15 protein-coding genes and 1 pseudogene are annotated in these 18,012 nt (G+C 58.7%); 9 read left to right on the top strand and 7 right to left on the bottom strand.

Features of this window, described 5'->3' with window-relative positions:
• Positions 1-329: 329 nt before the first annotated feature.
• A pseudogene (locus ABJM11_RS04835) lies at positions 330-1,189 on the top strand (lipase family alpha/beta hydrolase).
• A 41-nt stretch (positions 1,190-1,230) separates the two neighbouring features.
• Here ABJM11_RS04835 and ABJM11_RS04830 read toward each other — a convergent pair.
• From ABJM11_RS04830 to ABJM11_RS04815, 4 genes are all read right to left on the bottom strand, one after another.
• Complete coding sequence (locus tag ABJM11_RS04830) at positions 1,231-2,541, bottom strand: tetratricopeptide repeat protein (RefSeq protein WP_348293590.1); 1,311 nt, start codon at positions 2,539-2,541, stop codon at positions 1,231-1,233.
• Between the two features lie 120 nt (positions 2,542-2,661).
• Positions 2,662-3,129, bottom strand: a complete 468-nt coding sequence (locus ABJM11_RS04825; protein WP_348293589.1) for a hypothetical protein — start codon at positions 3,127-3,129, stop codon at positions 2,662-2,664.
• Complete coding sequence (locus tag ABJM11_RS04820; RefSeq protein ID WP_348293588.1) at positions 3,126-3,830, bottom strand: zf-HC2 domain-containing protein; 705 nt, start codon at positions 3,828-3,830, stop codon at positions 3,126-3,128. Before ABJM11_RS04820 ends, ABJM11_RS04825 begins: the two co-directional genes overlap by 4 nt.
• 10 nt (positions 3,831-3,840) lie before the next feature.
• Positions 3,841-4,425, bottom strand: coding sequence for an RNA polymerase sigma factor (locus ABJM11_RS04815; RefSeq protein WP_348293587.1), 585 nt, complete (start codon positions 4,423-4,425; stop codon positions 3,841-3,843).
• A 217-nt stretch (positions 4,426-4,642) separates the two neighbouring features.
• Here ABJM11_RS04815 and ABJM11_RS04810 point away from each other — a divergent pair, with 217 nt between their 5' ends.
• Positions 4,643-5,554: a DUF4382 domain-containing protein gene (locus ABJM11_RS04810; protein ID WP_348293585.1), complete on the top strand. Its 912-nt coding sequence runs from the start codon at positions 4,643-4,645 to the stop codon at positions 5,552-5,554.
• A 65-nt stretch (positions 5,555-5,619) separates the two neighbouring features.
• Here ABJM11_RS04810 and ABJM11_RS04805 read toward each other — a convergent pair whose 3' ends face one another.
• Both ABJM11_RS04805 and mrcB read right to left on the bottom strand, forming a co-directional pair.
• Positions 5,620-6,192, bottom strand: coding sequence for a tetratricopeptide repeat protein (locus ABJM11_RS04805; RefSeq protein WP_348293584.1), 573 nt, complete (start codon positions 6,190-6,192; stop codon positions 5,620-5,622).
• A complete protein-coding gene (mrcB, locus tag ABJM11_RS04800) occupies positions 6,189-8,513 on the bottom strand; it encodes a penicillin-binding protein 1B (protein ID WP_407069963.1) in 2,325 nt (774 codons plus the stop codon). Before mrcB ends, ABJM11_RS04805 begins: the two co-directional genes overlap by 4 nt.
• Positions 8,514-8,584: 71 nt before the next feature.
• Between mrcB and ABJM11_RS04795 the strand changes: the two genes are divergently transcribed.
• On the top strand, positions 8,585-10,213 hold the full coding sequence (locus ABJM11_RS04795; protein WP_407069962.1) for an AAA family ATPase: 1,629 nt from the start codon (positions 8,585-8,587) through the stop codon (positions 10,211-10,213).
• Between the two features lie 13 nt (positions 10,214-10,226).
• Positions 10,227-10,583 (top strand): Rieske 2Fe-2S domain-containing protein, encoded by a 357-nt coding sequence (locus tag ABJM11_RS04790; protein ID WP_348293580.1) that lies wholly within the window; start codon positions 10,227-10,229, stop codon positions 10,581-10,583.
• On the opposite strand, the gene sfsA is transcribed toward ABJM11_RS04790, so the two are convergent.
• On the bottom strand, positions 10,567-11,295 hold the full coding sequence (gene sfsA, locus ABJM11_RS04785) for a DNA/RNA nuclease SfsA (RefSeq protein ID WP_348293578.1): 729 nt from the start codon (positions 11,293-11,295) through the stop codon (positions 10,567-10,569). The genes ABJM11_RS04790 and sfsA overlap by 17 nt on opposite strands.
• Positions 11,296-11,414: 119 nt before the next feature.
• Between sfsA and dksA the strand changes: the two genes are divergently transcribed.
• The 5 genes from dksA to ABJM11_RS04760 are packed head-to-tail and all read left to right on the top strand — an operon-like array spanning position 11,415 to position 17,373.
• A complete protein-coding gene (gene dksA, locus ABJM11_RS04780) occupies positions 11,415-11,855 on the top strand; it encodes an RNA polymerase-binding protein DksA (RefSeq protein ID WP_348293576.1) in 441 nt (146 codons plus the stop codon).
• Positions 11,856-11,909: 54 nt separating this feature from the next.
• The gene (gene gluQRS / locus ABJM11_RS04775; protein ID WP_348293574.1) at positions 11,910-12,782 is read left to right on the top strand and encodes a tRNA glutamyl-Q(34) synthetase GluQRS; all 873 of its coding nucleotides are present in this window, start codon (positions 11,910-11,912) and stop codon (positions 12,780-12,782) included.
• A gap of 50 nt (positions 12,783-12,832) precedes the next feature.
• On the top strand, positions 12,833-13,009 hold the full coding sequence (locus ABJM11_RS04770) for a hypothetical protein (protein ID WP_191966977.1): 177 nt from the start codon (positions 12,833-12,835) through the stop codon (positions 13,007-13,009).
• A complete protein-coding gene (locus tag ABJM11_RS04765; RefSeq protein ID WP_348293572.1) occupies positions 12,999-15,959 on the top strand; it encodes an ATP-binding protein in 2,961 nt (986 codons plus the stop codon). The genes ABJM11_RS04770 and ABJM11_RS04765 overlap by 11 nt, the downstream gene beginning before the upstream one ends.
• Before the next feature lie 7 nt (positions 15,960-15,966).
• Complete coding sequence (locus tag ABJM11_RS04760) at positions 15,967-17,373, top strand: sigma-54 dependent transcriptional regulator (protein ID WP_348293571.1); 1,407 nt, start codon at positions 15,967-15,969, stop codon at positions 17,371-17,373.
• The last annotated feature ends 639 nt before the right edge of the window (positions 17,374-18,012 follow it).

Raw genomic sequence — 18,012 nt, 5'->3', positions numbered from 1 at the left:
CCACGCACATGAACCCTGTCACACTTTAACGGCAACATTCGTGACACGGCCCGTCCTGCCGTTGACTTCCCCCTCCGCCTGATCGAACTATGTGCAGATCTCATGCAATGAGATGCACTGACTGCGACCATCTAACAATCAGAAAAGAAGTCAGCGCAGGGAAGCACCACACAATTGCCCCGGATCGCCCGCAAGAAGGGTATCGGCAAAACCTGTTAGGTCGAGCCGCAGTTTGACAACAAATACAACAGCAAACTGTAGGTGCAACAATGAAACAATGGACGAAGGCATTCACCCTGCTGCTTGTGCTGGCATGGTCAGCGCCAGCAATGGCCTGGTGGTGGGATTCCACTCCTTCCAACTACACCGAAACCCGCTATCCCGTGGTGCTGGTTCACGGCATGTTCGGCTTCGATTCAATCGCTGGCGTGGATTACTGGTATGGCATTGCCGAAGATCTGCGTAAATACGGCGCTGAGGTTTACACCACCCAGGTACCCGCCCTGGACAGCACCATCGCCAGAGGCGAGGCCCTCCTTCCCCAGATTGCGTCAATCGCGGCCATTCACGGCAAGGTAAACCTGATCGGCCACAGCCATGGCGGACCAACGGCAGGTATATCGCCAGAGTGCGGCCTGACCTGGTTGCGTCGGTCACATCCGTGGGCTCACCTCACAAGGGTTCACCGGTTGCAGACCTGATCTACGGCTCGCCGGCCGAGAGTCTTGCGGCATTACTGGGCAATGCGCTGGGTGGCCTGATCGACCTGCTGTCTGGTGGCGGTTATAACCAGGACCTGAGCTCCAGCCTGTACTCTCTGACCACCCATGGCAGTGCGCAATTCAACAACTTTGCACCGGCGGGCGTTCCCGGCACCGCGTGCGGTGAAGGCGCCTATTCGTCAAACGGAGTGCGCTTCTATTCCTGGGGAGGGACCGGCGTTCTGACCAACGTGCTTGACCCGTCAGATGCGCTACTGGGCACCACGAGCCTGGCGTTCAGCTTCAGCGCCAATGACGGCCTGGTCGGCCGTTGCAGCAGCCATTTTGGCAAGGTTATTCGTGATAACTACTTCATGAACCACCTGGACGACGTGAACCAGGCGCTGGGCTTGCACAGCCTGTTCGAAACCGATCCGAAAACCGTGTACCTGCAGCAGGCCAACCGGCTCCGAAACGCCGGCCTCTGATGCCGGATGTCATGGCCGGGAACGGACGCCCGGCCATGATATCAGAACCCCAGTTCCACACCGACCATCACTTCACGGCGACTGTAATCGTATCGTTCAATTGTGCTGCGATTGTTCAGCATGCTCCACTCCGTCAGCACCAGCCATGGGCCAGCCATCCGGTATTCGGCCAGCAACACTCCCCGGAGGCGATTGTCCGTCCGGCGCTCGGCCACCACCTCTCCATCGGATACCAACCGGTGATCATCCTGGTAGCGCGAATGACGGATATCGCCGCGGGCACCCAGGGATAAACGGCCTGATACATAATAGCGGGCTTCAGCAGACACCAGGTTGCGTAACGGTGACACGCTGAAAAATTCCTGTTGGGTTGCCAGATCCTTGCGCTCGTTAACCTCCAGCTGATACCGCCCTCTGAACAGCCAGCTCCCTGAACTTTTGCTGGCGGTGGCACCCAGGCGGACCATTTCCCCATCGTAGGCGCTGAAATCATCACCACCCCGGATAGTGGAAACGGACCCATTCACACGGCAGTCGACACCGGCTACCAGTGGCGCCAGCATGCATCGGTCAGGGTGATAAACCGCCTCGAGGCGCGCCTCCCGCTCAAGAACATCGCCCCCGAACCATGAGCCCGCCAGGCTCAGGGTTGACGTTAATTCACCGGCGCCAACGCCACTCAGCCAGGACGCTCCGGTACTGAGGTAACTGTTGTCGAACTCAGAGTTACCGGGATATTGACGTGTATAGGCGACACCATGCAGGCCGAAACCCTCGCTACCTGTGTGAACGTTCCCCACAGCCAGCAGATCGGCAAAACCACCGGCCTGATTACTTGAAGCGTCATCTGGTGTCCCGGCGATGTTGTCATCGTAACCTCCGGCAGCAAGGAGATACCCACTGCCCCTGAGATCACCAGGCTGGTCAGGTTTGCTCTCATCAAGCTGGCGAAGGGCCAGAGCCCGCACTTTCTCCGGCGATTCAGGGCCGGCAGCCCGATCGAACCAGTGGCGCGCGTCGTCGTAACGCCCCTGCGCTTGCATGACAAGCCCCAGGTTATAGCGGGCCAGAGGGGCATGGCGAGTATCCAGGAGTTCCAGGAAAACGGCTTCAGCGGAAGCCTGCTGCCCGAGACGGAAATAGACAACACCAAGATTATAAAGCAGGAAGGGGGTATTCAGGCCGTCCGCTCTGGCCTTCTCGAAATGCGCACGGGCAACAGCCAGTTCGCCCGCGCCAAATGCTGCCACGCCGGCTTCAAAATCCGGATGACCGCCGGATTCTTCTGCCACTGAAAGACGCACAAGGAGCATCAGGGCAATAAAACATGTGACAAACTTTGAGGGCCGCAAGCCTGACTCCGGAGATAACGGTGTAACGTCAGCAAAACCGGGAGTATAGCAAGGGACTCAGTGATTCGTCGCAGGGGTGGCACATTACGATGATGACAGAAGCCCGGGTTAGCCGGGCTTCTAGGGTCGGTTGGACGCACCTGGGGGGTCTGGCCGCTCAGGGCGTTCAGAAGCGCCGGGAGGGTCTGGACGCTCGGGGCGCTCAGGAGCGCCTGGTGGCCCTGGCCGCTCAGGGCGCCCGCGCTGCTCACTGCGTTCGCGGACATCCTTTGCCCTTTCCGCCGCAGCCCGTGCCGCCTCACGCCCCTTATCCCGAGCCTCACGGGACCTTTCAATGCCTGGCGCGTTAACGCCCGGGGCCGCGCCGGGGGCTCCGGCGGGTTTGCCCGCTTCGCCATTACGACGCTCAAGGGCAACCGGCTCGCTTAGCTCAATCTCGCGAACAACAGATTCTGTCAGATCGTCATCGTCCCTGACCATTCGCATGGTCACATCCAGATCGTCATTGGCGGCGACCACCGCGGGTGTTGCCAGCAACCATCCCAGGCAGCCCAGAATAGCGGCGCTGCGCCAAAAACCCGGTGTCATGAGGAAGGCTCCTGTTCGCCATTCCCCGACTCACCATCAAGACTGGTGCGGAATGTCTTTGTTCTGCGCCCATCGTCAAGACGGGCAACCAGTTCGCCTTCACCCGGAAACAGGATATTGAGCGGCAGGTTCACCACATTTTCGCCCTTGTCCAGATCCACTTTCCAGCTCAGCTTCTGATGCCCGGGGTAGCTTGCAACCTCTACGTGAGGAGGTAGCTCCACGGTCAGGGTCACTCCTTCCAGCGCTTCCCTGGAGCTGAATGCAAGGCGGACGTTACGGGCAACAGGCTCGGCGACAAGACTCGTGTCGCTGCCAGCCTGCTCTGCGCCGGAGTGCGCCAACTCGCTGCCTGGGCCGGGGGAAGACTGCCAGCCAACACCCAGCGCAATACCGATGACCAGCGCAGCGGCGATGGCGCCACCGGCCACGGGCGTGCTCCAGCCATGGCCATGAGAACCCTTGCGTGCCGCCCCACCCTTTCCAGTGGCCGCTTCCAGAACACGTTCCTCAAAACCGGACGATGGCGCAGGCACTGCCTGGCTGTCGTGCAACGACTTGAAAATTGCCCGTTCGTTGTACGCGGCGATGGCGCAGTCTTTACACTCGGCCATATGCCGCTCAATACGGCTGACCTGCGCCGCAGAAAGTTCGTTCCTGGCCCAGGCACGCAGATTGTGTTTGCATTCGTTACACGACATTTCCATCACCTCATTGTTCCACACGCCCGGCCTGCTGAAAAAGTTCCGGTCTCTCCAGCAGTTTTGCCCTGAGCGCTGCACGGCAACGATGAACCCGCGACTTTACCGTACCAACCGGTATTTCAAGCACCCGTGCAATGTCCTCCTGACTCCAGCCATCCACATCGTGCAACAGCATCAGTGTACGCAGGTCCGGTGACAGCTCCTGAACGACGGAATCCATAACGGGCTTAAGACGCTCGGTAGTGATCTGTTCAGTCAGCTCCGGTATATCCGCTGCGTAAGAGTCAAGAAACGTGGCCTGCTGTTCGGGCTCTGCCACGTCACTCACCGGCCGGTCGGCACGGCGCCCCTTGCGTCGCACCTGATCGATGAAATGCCGGTAAAGCACGCGGTTCAGCCAGGGGCGCAGTTGCTCGATGCTCTCGAGCTCTTCCAGGCGCGGATAGAGTTTGACGACGACATCCTGGACAAGGTCCTCGGCATCCTGCTGCCCTGCCAGACGGAAGGCAAAACGGTACATGGCCTCCAGATGGGGCTGCACCAGCTTTTCGAATCGTTTGGGCCGGGAGGGTTTAAACGGAAGTAATGCCAAAACCGGTACTCATCTGAATTAATCGCCAAAAAAGCGTGTCAGTTTATAACACAACCAACGGAGAAGTATTGGCCCATCGCTCTGCAAGTCCGGATGACCGGAAATATGAGCAAAGGTTAACAGAAGTAATGGAACTTTTGGTGAAACGCGAACGTTGAGCGCTTACGGTCGGTAATCATTTTTAACCCGGCCAGCATTTTCATAACGGAGGTTTGCAATGAATCAGTCTCTCAAGTACCTGACAGTCGTTGGTTTTACCGGGGCCTTGGCCGCCTGTGGCGGTGGCGGCAGTAGTAGCGGAGCCGGGGAAACAGGCAGTGTAAGTGTCGGACTGACCGACGCACCGGTTGACAGTGCTCAGGAAGTAAACATCGAGGTGACGGCGCTGGTGCTTCAACCCTCCGATGGCGAGCGCAGCAGATTTGAACTGGAGTTCCCGGAACCGATCAATCTTCTGGACCTGCAGGGCGGCGCGTTTGAAACTCTGATTTCCGATGAAGAAGTGCCAGCGGGTGCCTATAACTGGATGCGACTAGAGCTCGGCGACAACAACACTGTAGTCATCGATAATGACAGCGGCTCCGGTGAATACCCGCTGACCACGCCGTCGGCCAGGGGAGTGCAGACTTCAGGGTTCACCGTCCCTGCCGGAGGTGAAGTCAGCCTTACCATCGACTTCGATGTCCGAAAGTCCCTGGTTAACCCTGTCGGTCAGGAAGGTTATCGACTCAAACCAGTACTCAGGCTTGTCGACAACTCAGAGGTCGGTAGTATCGAGGGAACCATAGCTGGCGAGCTGATCACTCAGGAATGCGGCGACGCACTCAATCCGGAATTTGCAGGCAACGTCTACGTTCATGAAGGCGCGGATGCCGTGCCGGACGACATCGGCAGTGACAATGAACCACTGGTGGTCGTTCCGGTCGACGAAAACGGAACTTACACGTACACAGCGGCCTTCATTCCGGCTGGCGAGTACACCGTGAGCTACACTTGTGAGGATGACCTGATCGAGAACGATCAGGGAGAACCCTCAAACGACGACATCGACTTCAACGGCGCTCAAAACGTTACCGTTGTTGCTGGCGAAACGTCTACCGCTGATTTTGAACTTCAGGCACAGCCGTAAGTTCTTGGCAGATAGCCGGGCAGTTCAGAAACTGTCCGGCTACTCCAGCCAGCAGTTATCGCAATTCACAGTGCCGAGGCCCTAGCCTCAGCCTGATCCGCCCCGGCCACATTCCCCCTTGCACGACGAATATCCGCCAGCAGCAACCAGCCTGCCCGCTGCAGTGATGAATCACTGCCCGCCAGTGACAGCCCTTTCAGGGTGAACTGTTCAGCCGATCCCAACTGGTCCAGGGCTACATAGGCCTCCGAAAGCTTGAAGTAAACCTCCGCGGAACGCGGGGCAATCCGCTGCGCTCGCTCCAGTTGCGCCACTGCTGCCTGGGTATCACCAGCGGCCATCAGGCTGTCAGCACGTTTGATCAGGCTTCTGGCGGCAGGCGAAAGTGCATCGCCTTCGTCCTGATAGCTCGGTGAGCTGTACTCCTGCTGACGCACCGGCTCCTCGGGCTGCTCGCTCTTGCGCTCCACCCTCGGTTCGTCCCTGTCGCTGGTCTGTGGCGGCTCGGGGGCCTCATCCCTGGACGAGGAACCACCGGCCGGTACATAGATGGAACCGCCACCCGGGCCAGAAGCGCAGCCAGCCACTGCAAGCGCCAGAGCCAGTACACCCGCATATCTGAATGTGTTCGCTTTCATTGGAAAAGTCCTTCAAACCAGCCCCGTATACGCCGTTCTATATTACCGCCGCAGGAAACCTCTACCTCGGGTTCGCTGCCGGTTATGAACGGTACAAGGCGTGCATTTTCACAGTGTTCGTCGGTCAGGGCGCCTTCCGCCGCATTCACCCAGTGGTACTCCACCCCATCCGGCACTACCGGAGAGAATCCGTGCTGGGGCACCTGGCTCATGAACCGGGACCATACCGGCAAGGCTCCGGTGGCACCGGTCAACGATGTGGGCCCGTTATCGTCACGGCCGACCCAGCTAACCGCCAGCAGATCCCCGCTGAAACCGGCAAACCAGGAGTCGCGGCCATCATCGGTGGTTCCGGTCTTGCCTGCAAGGGTAAGCTCACGCGGCACGGTGCGGTAAGCAGAGCGCCCGGTGCCTTCCTGCATGGTTTCCTGCATCACATACTGAACGAGGTGCACAGCGGCCGGGTCGGCCACCTGGTCCACTTTCAGGCGGTAGCGGGAAAGTGCTTCACCGTCTGCATCGGTTACCTGCCGGATGGTTCTCAACGGCGTGTTGAACCCCGAGGTAGCCAGCCCCTGATAGATCTGGGCCACGGTTACCGGCGTCATGGCCACGGAACCCAGCAACATCGAGGGATACTCGGATATACCGCTGGTAACCCCAAAGCTCTGCAGCGTGGACTTCACCGCGTCAATGCCTACGTCGAGGCCAACACGCACGGCAGGGAAATTATACGAGCGTGACAGAGCCTCATGCAGGGGTACCAGTCCTCGCTCCTCGCCATCATAATTTTTGGGCTCCCAGCGCCTGCCGTCGTCGAACACCAGGGAAAACCCCTTGTCTTCCACCGGTGTAATCAGGTTGTAGCGTTCAGGTTGCTGAAGAGCGGTCAGGTAGATGAAAGGCTTGATCAATGAGCCAATCGGCCGCCGTGCGTCCAGGGCGCGGTTGAAGCCTGCGTATTGCGGATCTCGGCCGCCGACCAGCGCCAGTACCTCACCGCTGTCACGGGAAGTAACCACCAGCGCAGACTCCAGCACTGTGTCGGAGCCTCCCTCCATGCGGGAAAGCATGTCCTTGACGGAAAACTCCGCTGCGTACTGAATGGCCGGGTCCAGGGTGGTGAAGATACGCAGGCCTTCACTTTGCAGGTCTTCCTGTTTGTAATCCCTCGCCAGGTGGCGGCGCACCAGGTCGATGTAGGCCGGGTAACGGTTTTCGGAATAGGAGGCCTTGTCGGTGACGCCAAGTGGCTGGGCGCGGGCCCGGGCGGCTTGCTCTTCACCAATGAGGCCGGTTTCGGCCATAACGTCGATGACCAGGTTGCGACGGGAGAGCGCTCGCTCCGGGTGGCGCCTGGGATTGTAGTAACTCGGCCCCTTGACCATGCCTACCAGTAACGCAATCTGGTGGGCGTCAATTTCACGGATGGACTCACCAAAGTAGAACTGGCTCGCCAGCCCGAAACCATGAATGGCACGGGTGCCCGCCTGGCCCAGATAAACCTCATTAAGATAGGTTTCCAGTATGTCGTCTTTCTCGTAATGCAGTTCCAGCAGCACCGACATTAACGCCTCATTCCCTTTGCGCAGTAACGTCTGTTCGCGGGTCAGGAAGAAGTTCTTCACCAGTTGCTGGGTCAGTGTACTGCCGCCCTGCACAATCCCGCCGGCGCGAATGTTTGCCAGCATAGCCCGGCCAATGGACAGCGGCGCAATACCGTGATGATCATGAAAATTACGGTCTTCTACGGCCAGCAAGGCATCGGTGAACAGGTTCGGAACGTCGTCAAGCTGAACCAGTACCCGGTCCTCTTTATGGGCCGGATAGATGCCCCCGATCTGGGCCGGCTCCAGACGGACAATGGGCGAACCGTCGCCCGATAGTACCCTGAATTCCTGCACCCGGTCCCCGTAGATCGTCAGCGAAAGCCGCCGACGCGGCTCAAGCCCGTCGGTGAACAGAAAGCCACGGGTGCTGATCTGAAAATGCCCACCGCTGCGGCGATAGGTACCCGCCTTGCGGCCATCGCCCGCGCGGTAGCCAGACAGTTCAAGTTCCCGCTGCAGCGCGCCGGAGCTCACACTGGCACCATCGTACAGTTCCAGTGGCCTGGCGTAGACCCGGGACGGCACCTCAAAGCGGCGGCCTTCGAAGCGGGAGGTCACCACGGCGTCGAGATAAACCATCCAGCCGGCAAGCAGAACCACACCAATAAAAAATACACGGAGAAACAGCCTCCAGAACCACGGCCGGCGGGCGTCTTTACGTTTGCGGCCGTTTTTTTTCGGAGATTTTTTGGGAGAAGCAGATTTTTTCATGGCGGGATTATAACGAATCCCGCCATCGGTGAGGCAGGCCATCCGTGTGTTATTTCTGTAATCTGCCCGTTATGATAGGCGCAAGCAAAATCAACGAGTTCGAGGAACCCAAGGAGAGAGCCGTGAGCGACGCAAATTCCGACAACCTGATTCTGGCCCTGCAGAATCCGGCGCTGTATGACCACCCGGTGAAAGAATTTCAGGTTCTCGAGACGCATATCTCCTGGGTCATCCTGACCGGCGACTTCGCCTACAAGATCAAGAAACCCATGGATTTCGGCTTTCTGGATTTCTCGTCCCTGGAGCGGCGCAAACACTTCTGCGAAGAAGAACTTCGCCTGAACCGCCGCCTTGCCGAGAACCTTTACCTGGACGTTCTGCCCATTACCGGTTCGGCAAATTCACCTGAACTGGGTGGCCAGGGCGAAGCCTTCGAATACGCGATTCGTATGCGTCAGTTCGACCAGAACGACCTGTTCGACGTGTGTCAGGAAAACAGCAAACTGACACCGGACCTGCTCACAAACCTGGCCCGCCAGGTAGCTGAGTTCCACGAGAAGCAGCCGCCGGTCACGCCAGGAAAACCGCTGGGAACGCCAGACGCCGTCTACGCCGGCATGCAGGAAAACTTCGACCAGATCCGCCCAATGATTGAGGACGAGGCGCTGTTACTGCAACTGGACAACCTTGAGCAATGGGCCCGCACCACCTTCGAGCGCCATTCGCCCCTGGTCGCGCAACGCTACGAAAGCGGTTTTGTTCGCGAATGCCATGGCGACCTGCACCTGGCCAACATCACCGTGTATGAGGGGGAAGTCACGGTGTTTGACTGCATTGAATTCAGCGAACCTTTCCGCTGGATTGATGTCATCAATGATCTTGCCTTTCTGCTCATGGACCTGGAATCCCGGCGCGAGCCGGAACTGGCAAACCTGGTGCTGAACACCTACCTGGAATACCGTGGCGATTACGATGCGCTGCCGCTTCTTCCCCTGTATAAGGCCTATCGCGCCATGGTGCGGGCCAAGATCGCGCTGTTTACCATGGGCAATCCTTCCCTGACCGAGGCAGACCGCGACGGACTGATGCAGCGGTATCGCGATTACGCCCAGCTGGCGGAAGATTACAGCGCCATCCCCAACCCCTATCTGCTGGCCACCACAGGGCTTTCAGCCAGCGGGAAATCGTTGGTGAGTGGTTCCATGGCTGCAGAGCTCGGTTTGATCCGGCTGCGCTCGGATGTGGAACGTAAGCGCCTGTTCGGCCTGGGGCCGCTTGATAACAGCAAATCGCCCGCTGGCGAGAACCTTTATACCGAAGAGGCCAACCATCGCACCTACCAGCGCCTTGCAGACCTTGCCGGCAAGTTGCTGGCAGGCGGCATGCCGGTCATCGTGGACGCGGCCTGCCTGAAACAGGCTGAACGCGAAATGCTGGCTGACGTCGCCGAAAGCCGTGGCATGCCATTCGCCCTCATTCACTGCGAGACGCCACTGGAAAGTCGCCGTGAATGGATCCGCAATCGCGCCGGTGACGCCTCCGAGGCCACCGAAGAGCTGCTTGAGGTGCAGGAAACCTGGTTTGAGCCACTGACGACCGAAGAGAAGACCCACACCATCCACCTGCATACAGACCAGGAACACGTGGCGGAAGCCGTAGCAGACCGAATCCGCCAGCATTTCGGCCTGCCCGGCGCATGAACCCGGAGGAACGATGACACACGGCCGGCAGGCGGTCTGCCAACGCAGTGAACTTTCCGGGGGGCAGTTCGTGGAATTCACCCTCGGCAACGGCCACGACAGGCAAAATGAACGAAGCGGCTTTATCTTCGAGCGGGAAGGAAACCTCTATGCCTACCTGAACCACTGCCCTCACCTTGGCATAGAGCTGAACTGGATGCCCGGGCGATTCATGGACCCGGACAACTGCTTTATCCAGTGCGCCAACCACGCTGCGCTGTTCATTCCCGAAAATGGTGAGTGCATCGCTGGCCCCTGCCAGGGGGAGGCGCTGACCCCGCTCGAGGTAACGGACGACAGCGGCACGATTCTGGTCAGGCTTCCAGAATGACCGGCACAGACTCCACCAGCGATATATCCCCATCGGGCCCTTTGAGCCCCGACAACCCCGCCCTGTAAGCCAACAGCTCAACACCGGCCGCCTCCGCTGCGCGCAGAAGTTCACCATAGGCCTGGTCGATATGGTCCGCAGGGCGTACGCTGCTTATGCCGGTATGGTTGACCACGAAGAAGAGCACTGCCCTCTCTCCTGCACGGGCCTGAGCCATCAACTCCCGCAGGTGTTTCTGACCGCGGGTTGTTACCGCATCCGGAAAGTAGCCCCGGCCATTCTCACACAGCGTGACGTTCTTGACCTCCACCCAGGCATCAGCAAGACTGTGGTGACCAGACAGATGCAGATCAATCCGGCTTTTCTCTGCTCCGTACCGCACCTCCGCCCGGCATTGCCCATAGCCCGCCAGCTCAGGTACAACCCCCTGTTCAATTGCCTCACGTGCCTGACCATTGGGCCGCGACGTATTGATACAGGCCACTTCGTCCGGGGCTGTCTCAACCAGTTCCCAGGTGTACTTCAGCTTGCGCTTCGGGTTGTCACTGGCGCTAAGCCAGACTCGCGCATCCGTCGGCTGACAGCCCAGCATGGAGCCTGTATTCGGGCAATGCGCAATCACTTCATTGCCATCCGGCAACAATACATCGGCAAGAAAACGTTTGTAGCGGCGAAGCAGGCGGCCTTCGATGAGCGGAGCGGGTAACTTCATTGATGACTCCATGCTAAAGTTGTTGTCACAAGGCTGGCGCCCCTGAGACTAATCTGCTATTTTCCGCAAATTCCCGTTTCAGGGCGAGTGCTTTTCAGGATTATAAGAGGCCGTATTCGATGGCAAATACTGCAGCACAACCACGCGAACGTATTACCAACTTCACCCCCTATGAGTTGAAAAAGGGTGAAGAGTACATGAGTGCCGATATGCTCGAGCACTTCAAGCACCTGCTTCTGCAATGGAAGCAGGAGCTAATGGAAGAAGTGGATCGCACCATGCACCATATGCAGGAAGACGCCGCAAATTACGCGGATCCCAGCGACCGTGCAACCCAGGAAGAGGAGTTCAGCCTGGAACTGCGCACCCGTGACCGCGAGCGCAAACTGATCAAGAAAATTGACCAGACCATCGACCGCATCGACAAGGACGATTACGGCTTCTGCGACCAGTGCGGTGTTGAGATCGGCATTCGTCGCCTTGAGGCACGTCCTACCGCAACGCTGTGCATCGACTGCAAAACCCTCGCCGAAATCCGCGAGCGCCAGACCGGTATTTAATTGCCCGTCGCATGAGCACGCTGGCTCCCGAAGCGGGGCCAGCAGGCACTGACCATGGCTGAATCCTCTTACCGGGGTCGCTTTGCGCCCTCCCCGACCGGCCCGCTGCATTTTGGTTCGCTGGTTACTGCCGTTGCCAGTTATCTCGAAGCCCGCAAACGCGGCGGCACGTGGCTTGTCCGCATTGAAGACCTGGACCCCCTGAGGGAATCACCGGAAGCCACTGAGCGCATACTGGCGAGCCTTGAAGCCCATGGCATGCGCTCCGACGAGCCGGTTTGTTTTCAGTCTGAACGCCACGCCTATTACCACACGCTGATCAACCAGCTTCTGGACCGGGGGCTGGCCTATCGCTGCGCGTGCTCACGCAAGCAGCTCAGCGAGAACGGAGGCCGACACCCGGAACACTGCCGCCTGGGCCATGCCGACCCGGGCGAACGGCCGTTCGCTGTACGCTTCGCACTACACGACGAAAAGTGCCGATGGCAAGACCAGTTGCTGGGCCCTCAGTCCCAGACCGTACACGCCGAACTGGACGACCCGGTTATTCTCCGCAAGGAAGGATTCTACGCCTACCAACTGGCAGTGGTTGCCGACGACATTGACCAGGGCATTACTCACGTGGTCAGAGGGTCTGACCTGCTCGAGATGACCGCTCAGCAACAGCAGATCTTCCGGGCCCTGGGCGCCCAACCGCCGCACTGGATGCACATTCCGGTCATCGTCAATGCTGAAGGGCAGAAGCTCAGCAAACAGAACCACGCCCCGGCCCTGGACAACCGGCACGCCAAAGACAACCTGCAACAGGCCCTCGCGGCTCTGGGCCAGGACCCCAGACAGTTGTCGGGCACCCCCGACATCGATACCCTGCTCGACCGGGCTGCGGCCAACTGGGCACCAGAGCGGATTCACCTGACAGCCCGGTGAACGACATGTTATAAAGCTTCTCACAAACGACAGTGCGGATATCATGCCTGATGTATATCTACCGTCTGGTCTTCCTTCTGGTTCTGGCCATCTACATATTCTCACCCAACATTCTTGACTGGTGGACCTCACCAGAGAATGCCTGGTACAGCCCCTACGTCATCTGGGCTGGCCTGATCGCTATCGGCTTCTGGCTGGAATGGCGCCGGGATCCCAATGAGTTTTAGCGCTCCCGGCCTCCTACTGGCCAGCCTACTGTATCTGATCCTGCTGTTCGGCATCGCATGGATTACGGAAAAGGGCGTGCTGCCGCGCAGCTGGGTCCGGCATCCGTTGGTCTATACCCTGAGCCTCGGCGTCTATGCCGGAATCTGGGCGGTCTATGCCGCGGTGGGCATGGCCGCGGAAGCCGGGTTCGGCTTTCTGGCCTACTACCTTGGCATCAGTGGGGCCTTTCTACTGGCACCGGTGCTCCTGAACCCGGTCATGAGAATTGGCCGCGCCTATCAGCTAACCTCCCTTGCCGACCTGTTTGCCTACCGCTATCGCAGCCAGTGGGCGGGTACTCTGGTTACCATCTGTTCGGGCACTGCCATCCTGGCCCTGCTGAGTATGCAGATTCAGGCCGTCTCCACCTCTGCCAGCCTGCTGGCCCCCGACACCTCGCCCCGGCTTATCAGTGTGCTGTTCAGTATTATCGTGGTGCTGTTCGCCATGCTGTTCGGTACGCGGCGCAGTCAGGGCTCGGAAAATCACCAGGGCCTGGTGCTGGCGATTGCGTTCGACTCCCTGGTCAAGCTGTTTGCCCTGCTCACCCTGGGCGGAGTCATCCTGTTTGGTGTATTTGATGGCATGGCAGGAGTGGAAACCTGGCTCGCAGACCAGAGCACGCCGGTCAGCTCCATGACCATGAGCATTGACGATGGCAGCTGGCGGGCACTGATGCTGATGTCGTTTGCCGCTGCCCTGGTACTTCCCCACATGTACCACATGACTTTCAGCGAGAACCCTTCCCCCAAGGCACTGGCAAAAGCCAGCTGGGGTCTCCCCCTGTATCTGCTGTTGCTGGGCCTGCCGGTGCCACTGATTCTATGGGGCGGTCAGGCTCTGGCGGCCACTACCGGCCCTGATTTTTACGCTATTGGTACTGCCCAGGCGCTCGGCAGTCCGGCATTGACATTGTTGATGTATATCGCAGGGCTGTCTGCTGCCAGCGGACTGATGATTGTCAGCACCCTGGCGCTGGCGGGCATGGTTCTGAACCACGCGGTACTCCCTCTTCGTACGCCGAAAGACCAGGGTGACATCTATCACTGGCTGAGGTGGGTCAAACGATTGCTGATTGCCGCCATCATTTTTGCGGCCCTGCTGTTTCACGAAACCCTGGGCAAGAACCTGGACCTCTCCATTCTCGGCGCAATATCACTGTCTGGTATGCTTCAGCTGTTACCCGGGGCTCTGGGGGTGATTTACTGGCCGGAAGGAAACCGCCGCGGGCTGATCGCCGGACTGGTATCGGGGCTGACCATCTGGGTTGTCACCCTGGTGCTGCCGTTCTCCCACACCGCCAACCTGCTGGAATTCCTCGGCGCACCCATGGTGCCCGACTACAGCAACTGGCATATTTTTACGTTCGTCAGCCTGACGGTCAATGTCGTGGTTTTCGCACTGATTTCAGTGCTGAGTACCAGCACCGCCGAAGAAGCCGGCGCCGCCGAAGCCTGCTCACTGGGCGCGCTATCACGCCCCCAGCGCAGGGAGTTACTGGCAACATCCTCGGCGGATTTCATGCGGCAACTTGCGGTACCTCTGGGGCTTGGCGTTGCCAGGCGGGAAGTCGAACGGGCGCTGGCCCAGCTCAAACTGCCCAACGTGGAATACCGCCCCTACCAGCTCCGGCGTCTTCGTGACCGGATAGAAGTGAATCTCTCAGGCCTTCTCGGGCCTGCTGTCGCAAGGGATCTTGTCAAACGGCATCTTGGCTACAAACCCATGGCGAGCGGGGGCACGGCCCAGGACATCCGTTACGTGGAGCGCGCACTTGGCGAATACCAAAACCGCCTGACGGGGCTCGCCGGTGAACTGGACAACCTGCGCCGGCATTACCGCCAGACCCTTCAGAACCTGCCCATCCCCGCGTGCTCGGTGGGGGAAGATGGCGAAATACTGATGTGGAACAACGCCATGGAAACCCTCACCGGCATTACCGCCGATGACGTAGTGGGGGCACGGCTCATGGCATTGCCGGAGCACTGGCACCTGCTGCTTGACGACTTCAACAGCGGTGAAGATCTGCACCGGTACAAGCACAGGCTGGACCTGAAAGGCCGCCCCCACTGGCTGAACCTTCACAAGGCGGCGCTGAGTGGCCCGGACCACACCGAGGGCGGCAGCATTATTCTGGTGGAAGACCAGACTGAAACCCGCCTGCTGGAAGACGAACTTATGCACAGCGAACGACTGGCCTCGGTGGGTCGGCTGGCTGCAGGTGTTGCCCACGAGATCGGCAACCCGGTCACCGGCATCTCCTCACTGGCCCAGAACCTGAAGCTGGAAACGGATGACCCGGACATTCTCTCCACCGCCGACCAGATTCAGCAGCAGACCCGGCGCATATCCACCATTCTGCAGTCGCTGATGAATTTTGCCCGTACCGGCAACCATGCCCATGCCAACCGTTATGAGCCGGTGGCCATTCGCCGGTGTGTCGATGAGTCCATCAACCTTCTCTCTCTCAGTGATAAAGGCATGGGGGTTCACTATGTCAATGAGTGCCCCGAAGACCTGTTTATTCTTGGCGACGAGCAGAGGCTGGTACAGGTATTTATCAACCTGCTGGCCAATGCCCGTGACGCCTCACCGGTTGGTGGAAAGGTCCGCATCAGTGGAAACCTCGACGGCTACTCCGCTATTATCGAAGTCACCGATGAAGGGTCCGGCATTCCGACGGAACAGCTGGACCATATATTCGAGCCTTTTTACACCACCAAGGCACCCAACAAGGGAACCGGCCTTGGATTATCACTGGTGTACAGCATCATTGAAGAACACTACGGCAACATACAGGTGGACAGCCCGGTAAATGCCGAGCTGGCCCGGGGGACGTGCGTGCGCATGAGATTGCCCGCCTACGAACCGGACGCCGGAACCACCATCAGCCAGAACCAAGGGTCGTAAAACCGCTATGCCTCGTATTCTTATCGTAGAAGATGAAGAGATTATCCGTTCAGCCGTGCGCAAGCTACTCACACACGCAGGCTACGACGTTGCGGATGCGGGATCGGTAGAAGAAGCGGAGGACAGCCACGACCCCGCCCAGTTTGACCTGATCATTTCCGACCTGCGTCTGCCCGGCGCGCCGGGCACAGAGCTGATCAGGCGCGCTCCGGATACACCGGTGCTGATCATGACCAGCTATGCCAGTCTGCGCTCTGCCGTGGACTCCATGAAAATGGGAGCGGTGGAGTACATCGCCAAGCCGTTCGACCACGATGAAATGCTGGAAGCCGTGGAAAACATCCTTGCCAGGCAGCCACAGGCCGCCAGCGCCGGTGAGGAGAGAACCGATCGCGGCACCGCCAGTGATCCTGACAGTGACCCTGCCGCCATTATGTTTGGCCACTGCGAGGCCATGCAGAAGGTATTCACGTTAATCCGCAAAGTGGCACCCACCGAAACCACGGTACTGATACAGGGCGAATCGGGAACCGGTAAAGAGCTTGCGGCAAGGGCGCTGCATCTGATGAGCCCTCGCGCTGCCCGCCCCCTTATTTCGGTTAACTGTGCAGCCATTCCGGAAAGTCTGATCGAATCGGAGCTTTTCGGCCATGAAAAAGGTTCGTTTACCGGTGCTGTGTCCGCCCGCACCGGCCTGATCGAAGCCGCAGACGGCGGCAGCCTGTTTCTGGACGAAATCGGCGAACTGCCCGCCGAGGCACAGGCGCGACTGTTGCGGGTTCTCCAGGAAGGAGAGATACGCAAGGTAGGCTCCACGCAGAGCCGCCAGGTGGACGTTCGCATGATCGCCGCCACCCACCGTAACCTCAAGGCCATGACCCGCACCGGCGAATTCCGGGAAGACCTGTTCTATCGCCTGAACGTTATGCAGGTTCGCATCCCACCCCTGAGGGAACGCCAGGCAGACATACTGGGCCTGGCCCAGCGCTTTCTGAAGCGTCAGGGCGAGAAAATGGGCAAACCCGACCTTAACCTGACCCCGGAGGCCATGCGTGCACTTGAGCGCCATCGCTGGCCAGGTAACGTCAGGGAGCTGGAGAATGCCATTGAACGAGCCACCATCCTTTGCGATAACGACCTGATCACCCCATCCCTGCTGGACCTGGATGGCGAAGGTGGTGACGTAAACATCCCCGAATCCCTGGTAGAGGGCAATAACGAACAGAACCTTTCACGGGAAGCTGAATCAACCAGTGACCTGTCGCTCGAGGACTATTTCCAGCACTTTGTGCTGGAAAACCAGGACCGAATGAGTGAAACAGAGCTTGCCCAAAAGCTCGGCATCAGCCGCAAGTCGTTGTGGGAGAGGCGCCAGCGTCTTGGTATTCCCCGCAAGAAAAGCTCCGGCAACTGATCGGAGACTGCCGAGCCGAACGGGGACGACCGTAAAACTGTGAACTGGCACTCAGTTGTTACCTCGTGTTCCTCACGGTAACACCCGCGATCTAAAAAAAGGGCGCACAGTAACACTTCGGACTTATACGTACCCTCCCTTATAGATTGCGAAACACTAACTTACTGTTAACAAACACTTTTCAAAAACTGGCACACGGACTGCACTCTATAGGGCGCACAACAACAAAAACAACAGTGACAACGCAGCGCCAACAACAAGAACAAAAAGCTGTAGAAGACGTTCGGTAACAAAAACAAAAACAGAACGTGAGCGAACTGAGTGTTTTGGGTACTTTGCTTTTTAGTGGTCCCACGGCGCGTGCGGGTTGTAGATGTGGAGAAGAATCGTCGTCCAGACGGCACTGCATTTATCTGATAACCCGTCCGATGTCTCTGACTGCTCTGTGTATTCAAAGCTTTCCGTTTGCACTACTGAGATCCCTGAATTTGGGGATTGACAGTGGGGCAGAAAAACGAAGAAAAATCCCGGTAAAAACAAAAACAATGCAGATCGTCAACGCTTTCAGGGCGGATTCGTGAAAACGGATCCGCCTTTTGATTATCTGGCCCAACGGTTTTCCGACCTGGCCATATCTGC

Origin of the sequence: Marinobacter sp. (assembly GCF_039977835.1) — a bacterium.
In the GTDB taxonomy this organism is placed as follows: Bacteria; Pseudomonadota; Gammaproteobacteria; order Pseudomonadales; family Oleiphilaceae; genus Marinobacter.
This window is presented reverse-complemented; position numbering and strand designations above follow the sequence as displayed.

Coding starts and splice junctions, on each gene's coding strand:
- ABJM11_RS04825 (WP_348293589.1), bottom strand. CDS start 3,129: ATGACACCGGGTTTTTGGCGCAGCGCCGCTATTCTGGGCTGCCTGGGA.
- ABJM11_RS04820 (WP_348293588.1), bottom strand. CDS start 3,830: ATGTCGTGTAACGAATGCAAACACAATCTGCGTGCCTGGGCCAGGAAC.
- ABJM11_RS04810 (WP_348293585.1), top strand. CDS start 4,643: ATGAATCAGTCTCTCAAGTACCTGACAGTCGTTGGTTTTACCGGGGCC.
- ABJM11_RS04805 (WP_348293584.1), bottom strand. CDS start 6,192: ATGAAAGCGAACACATTCAGATATGCGGGTGTACTGGCTCTGGCGCTT.
- mrcB (WP_407069963.1), bottom strand. CDS start 8,513: ATGAAAAAATCTGCTTCTCCCAAAAAATCTCCGAAAAAAAACGGCCGC.
- ABJM11_RS04795 (WP_407069962.1), top strand. CDS start 8,585: ATGATAGGCGCAAGCAAAATCAACGAGTTCGAGGAACCCAAGGAGAGA.
- ABJM11_RS04790 (WP_348293580.1), top strand. CDS start 10,227: ATGACACACGGCCGGCAGGCGGTCTGCCAACGCAGTGAACTTTCCGGG.
- sfsA (WP_348293578.1), bottom strand. CDS start 11,295: ATGAAGTTACCCGCTCCGCTCATCGAAGGCCGCCTGCTTCGCCGCTAC.
- dksA (WP_348293576.1), top strand. CDS start 11,415: ATGGCAAATACTGCAGCACAACCACGCGAACGTATTACCAACTTCACC.
- gluQRS (WP_348293574.1), top strand. CDS start 11,910: ATGGCTGAATCCTCTTACCGGGGTCGCTTTGCGCCCTCCCCGACCGGC.
- ABJM11_RS04770 (WP_191966977.1), top strand. CDS start 12,833: ATGTATATCTACCGTCTGGTCTTCCTTCTGGTTCTGGCCATCTACATA.
- ABJM11_RS04765 (WP_348293572.1), top strand. CDS start 12,999: ATGAGTTTTAGCGCTCCCGGCCTCCTACTGGCCAGCCTACTGTATCTG.
- ABJM11_RS04760 (WP_348293571.1), top strand. CDS start 15,967: ATGCCTCGTATTCTTATCGTAGAAGATGAAGAGATTATCCGTTCAGCC.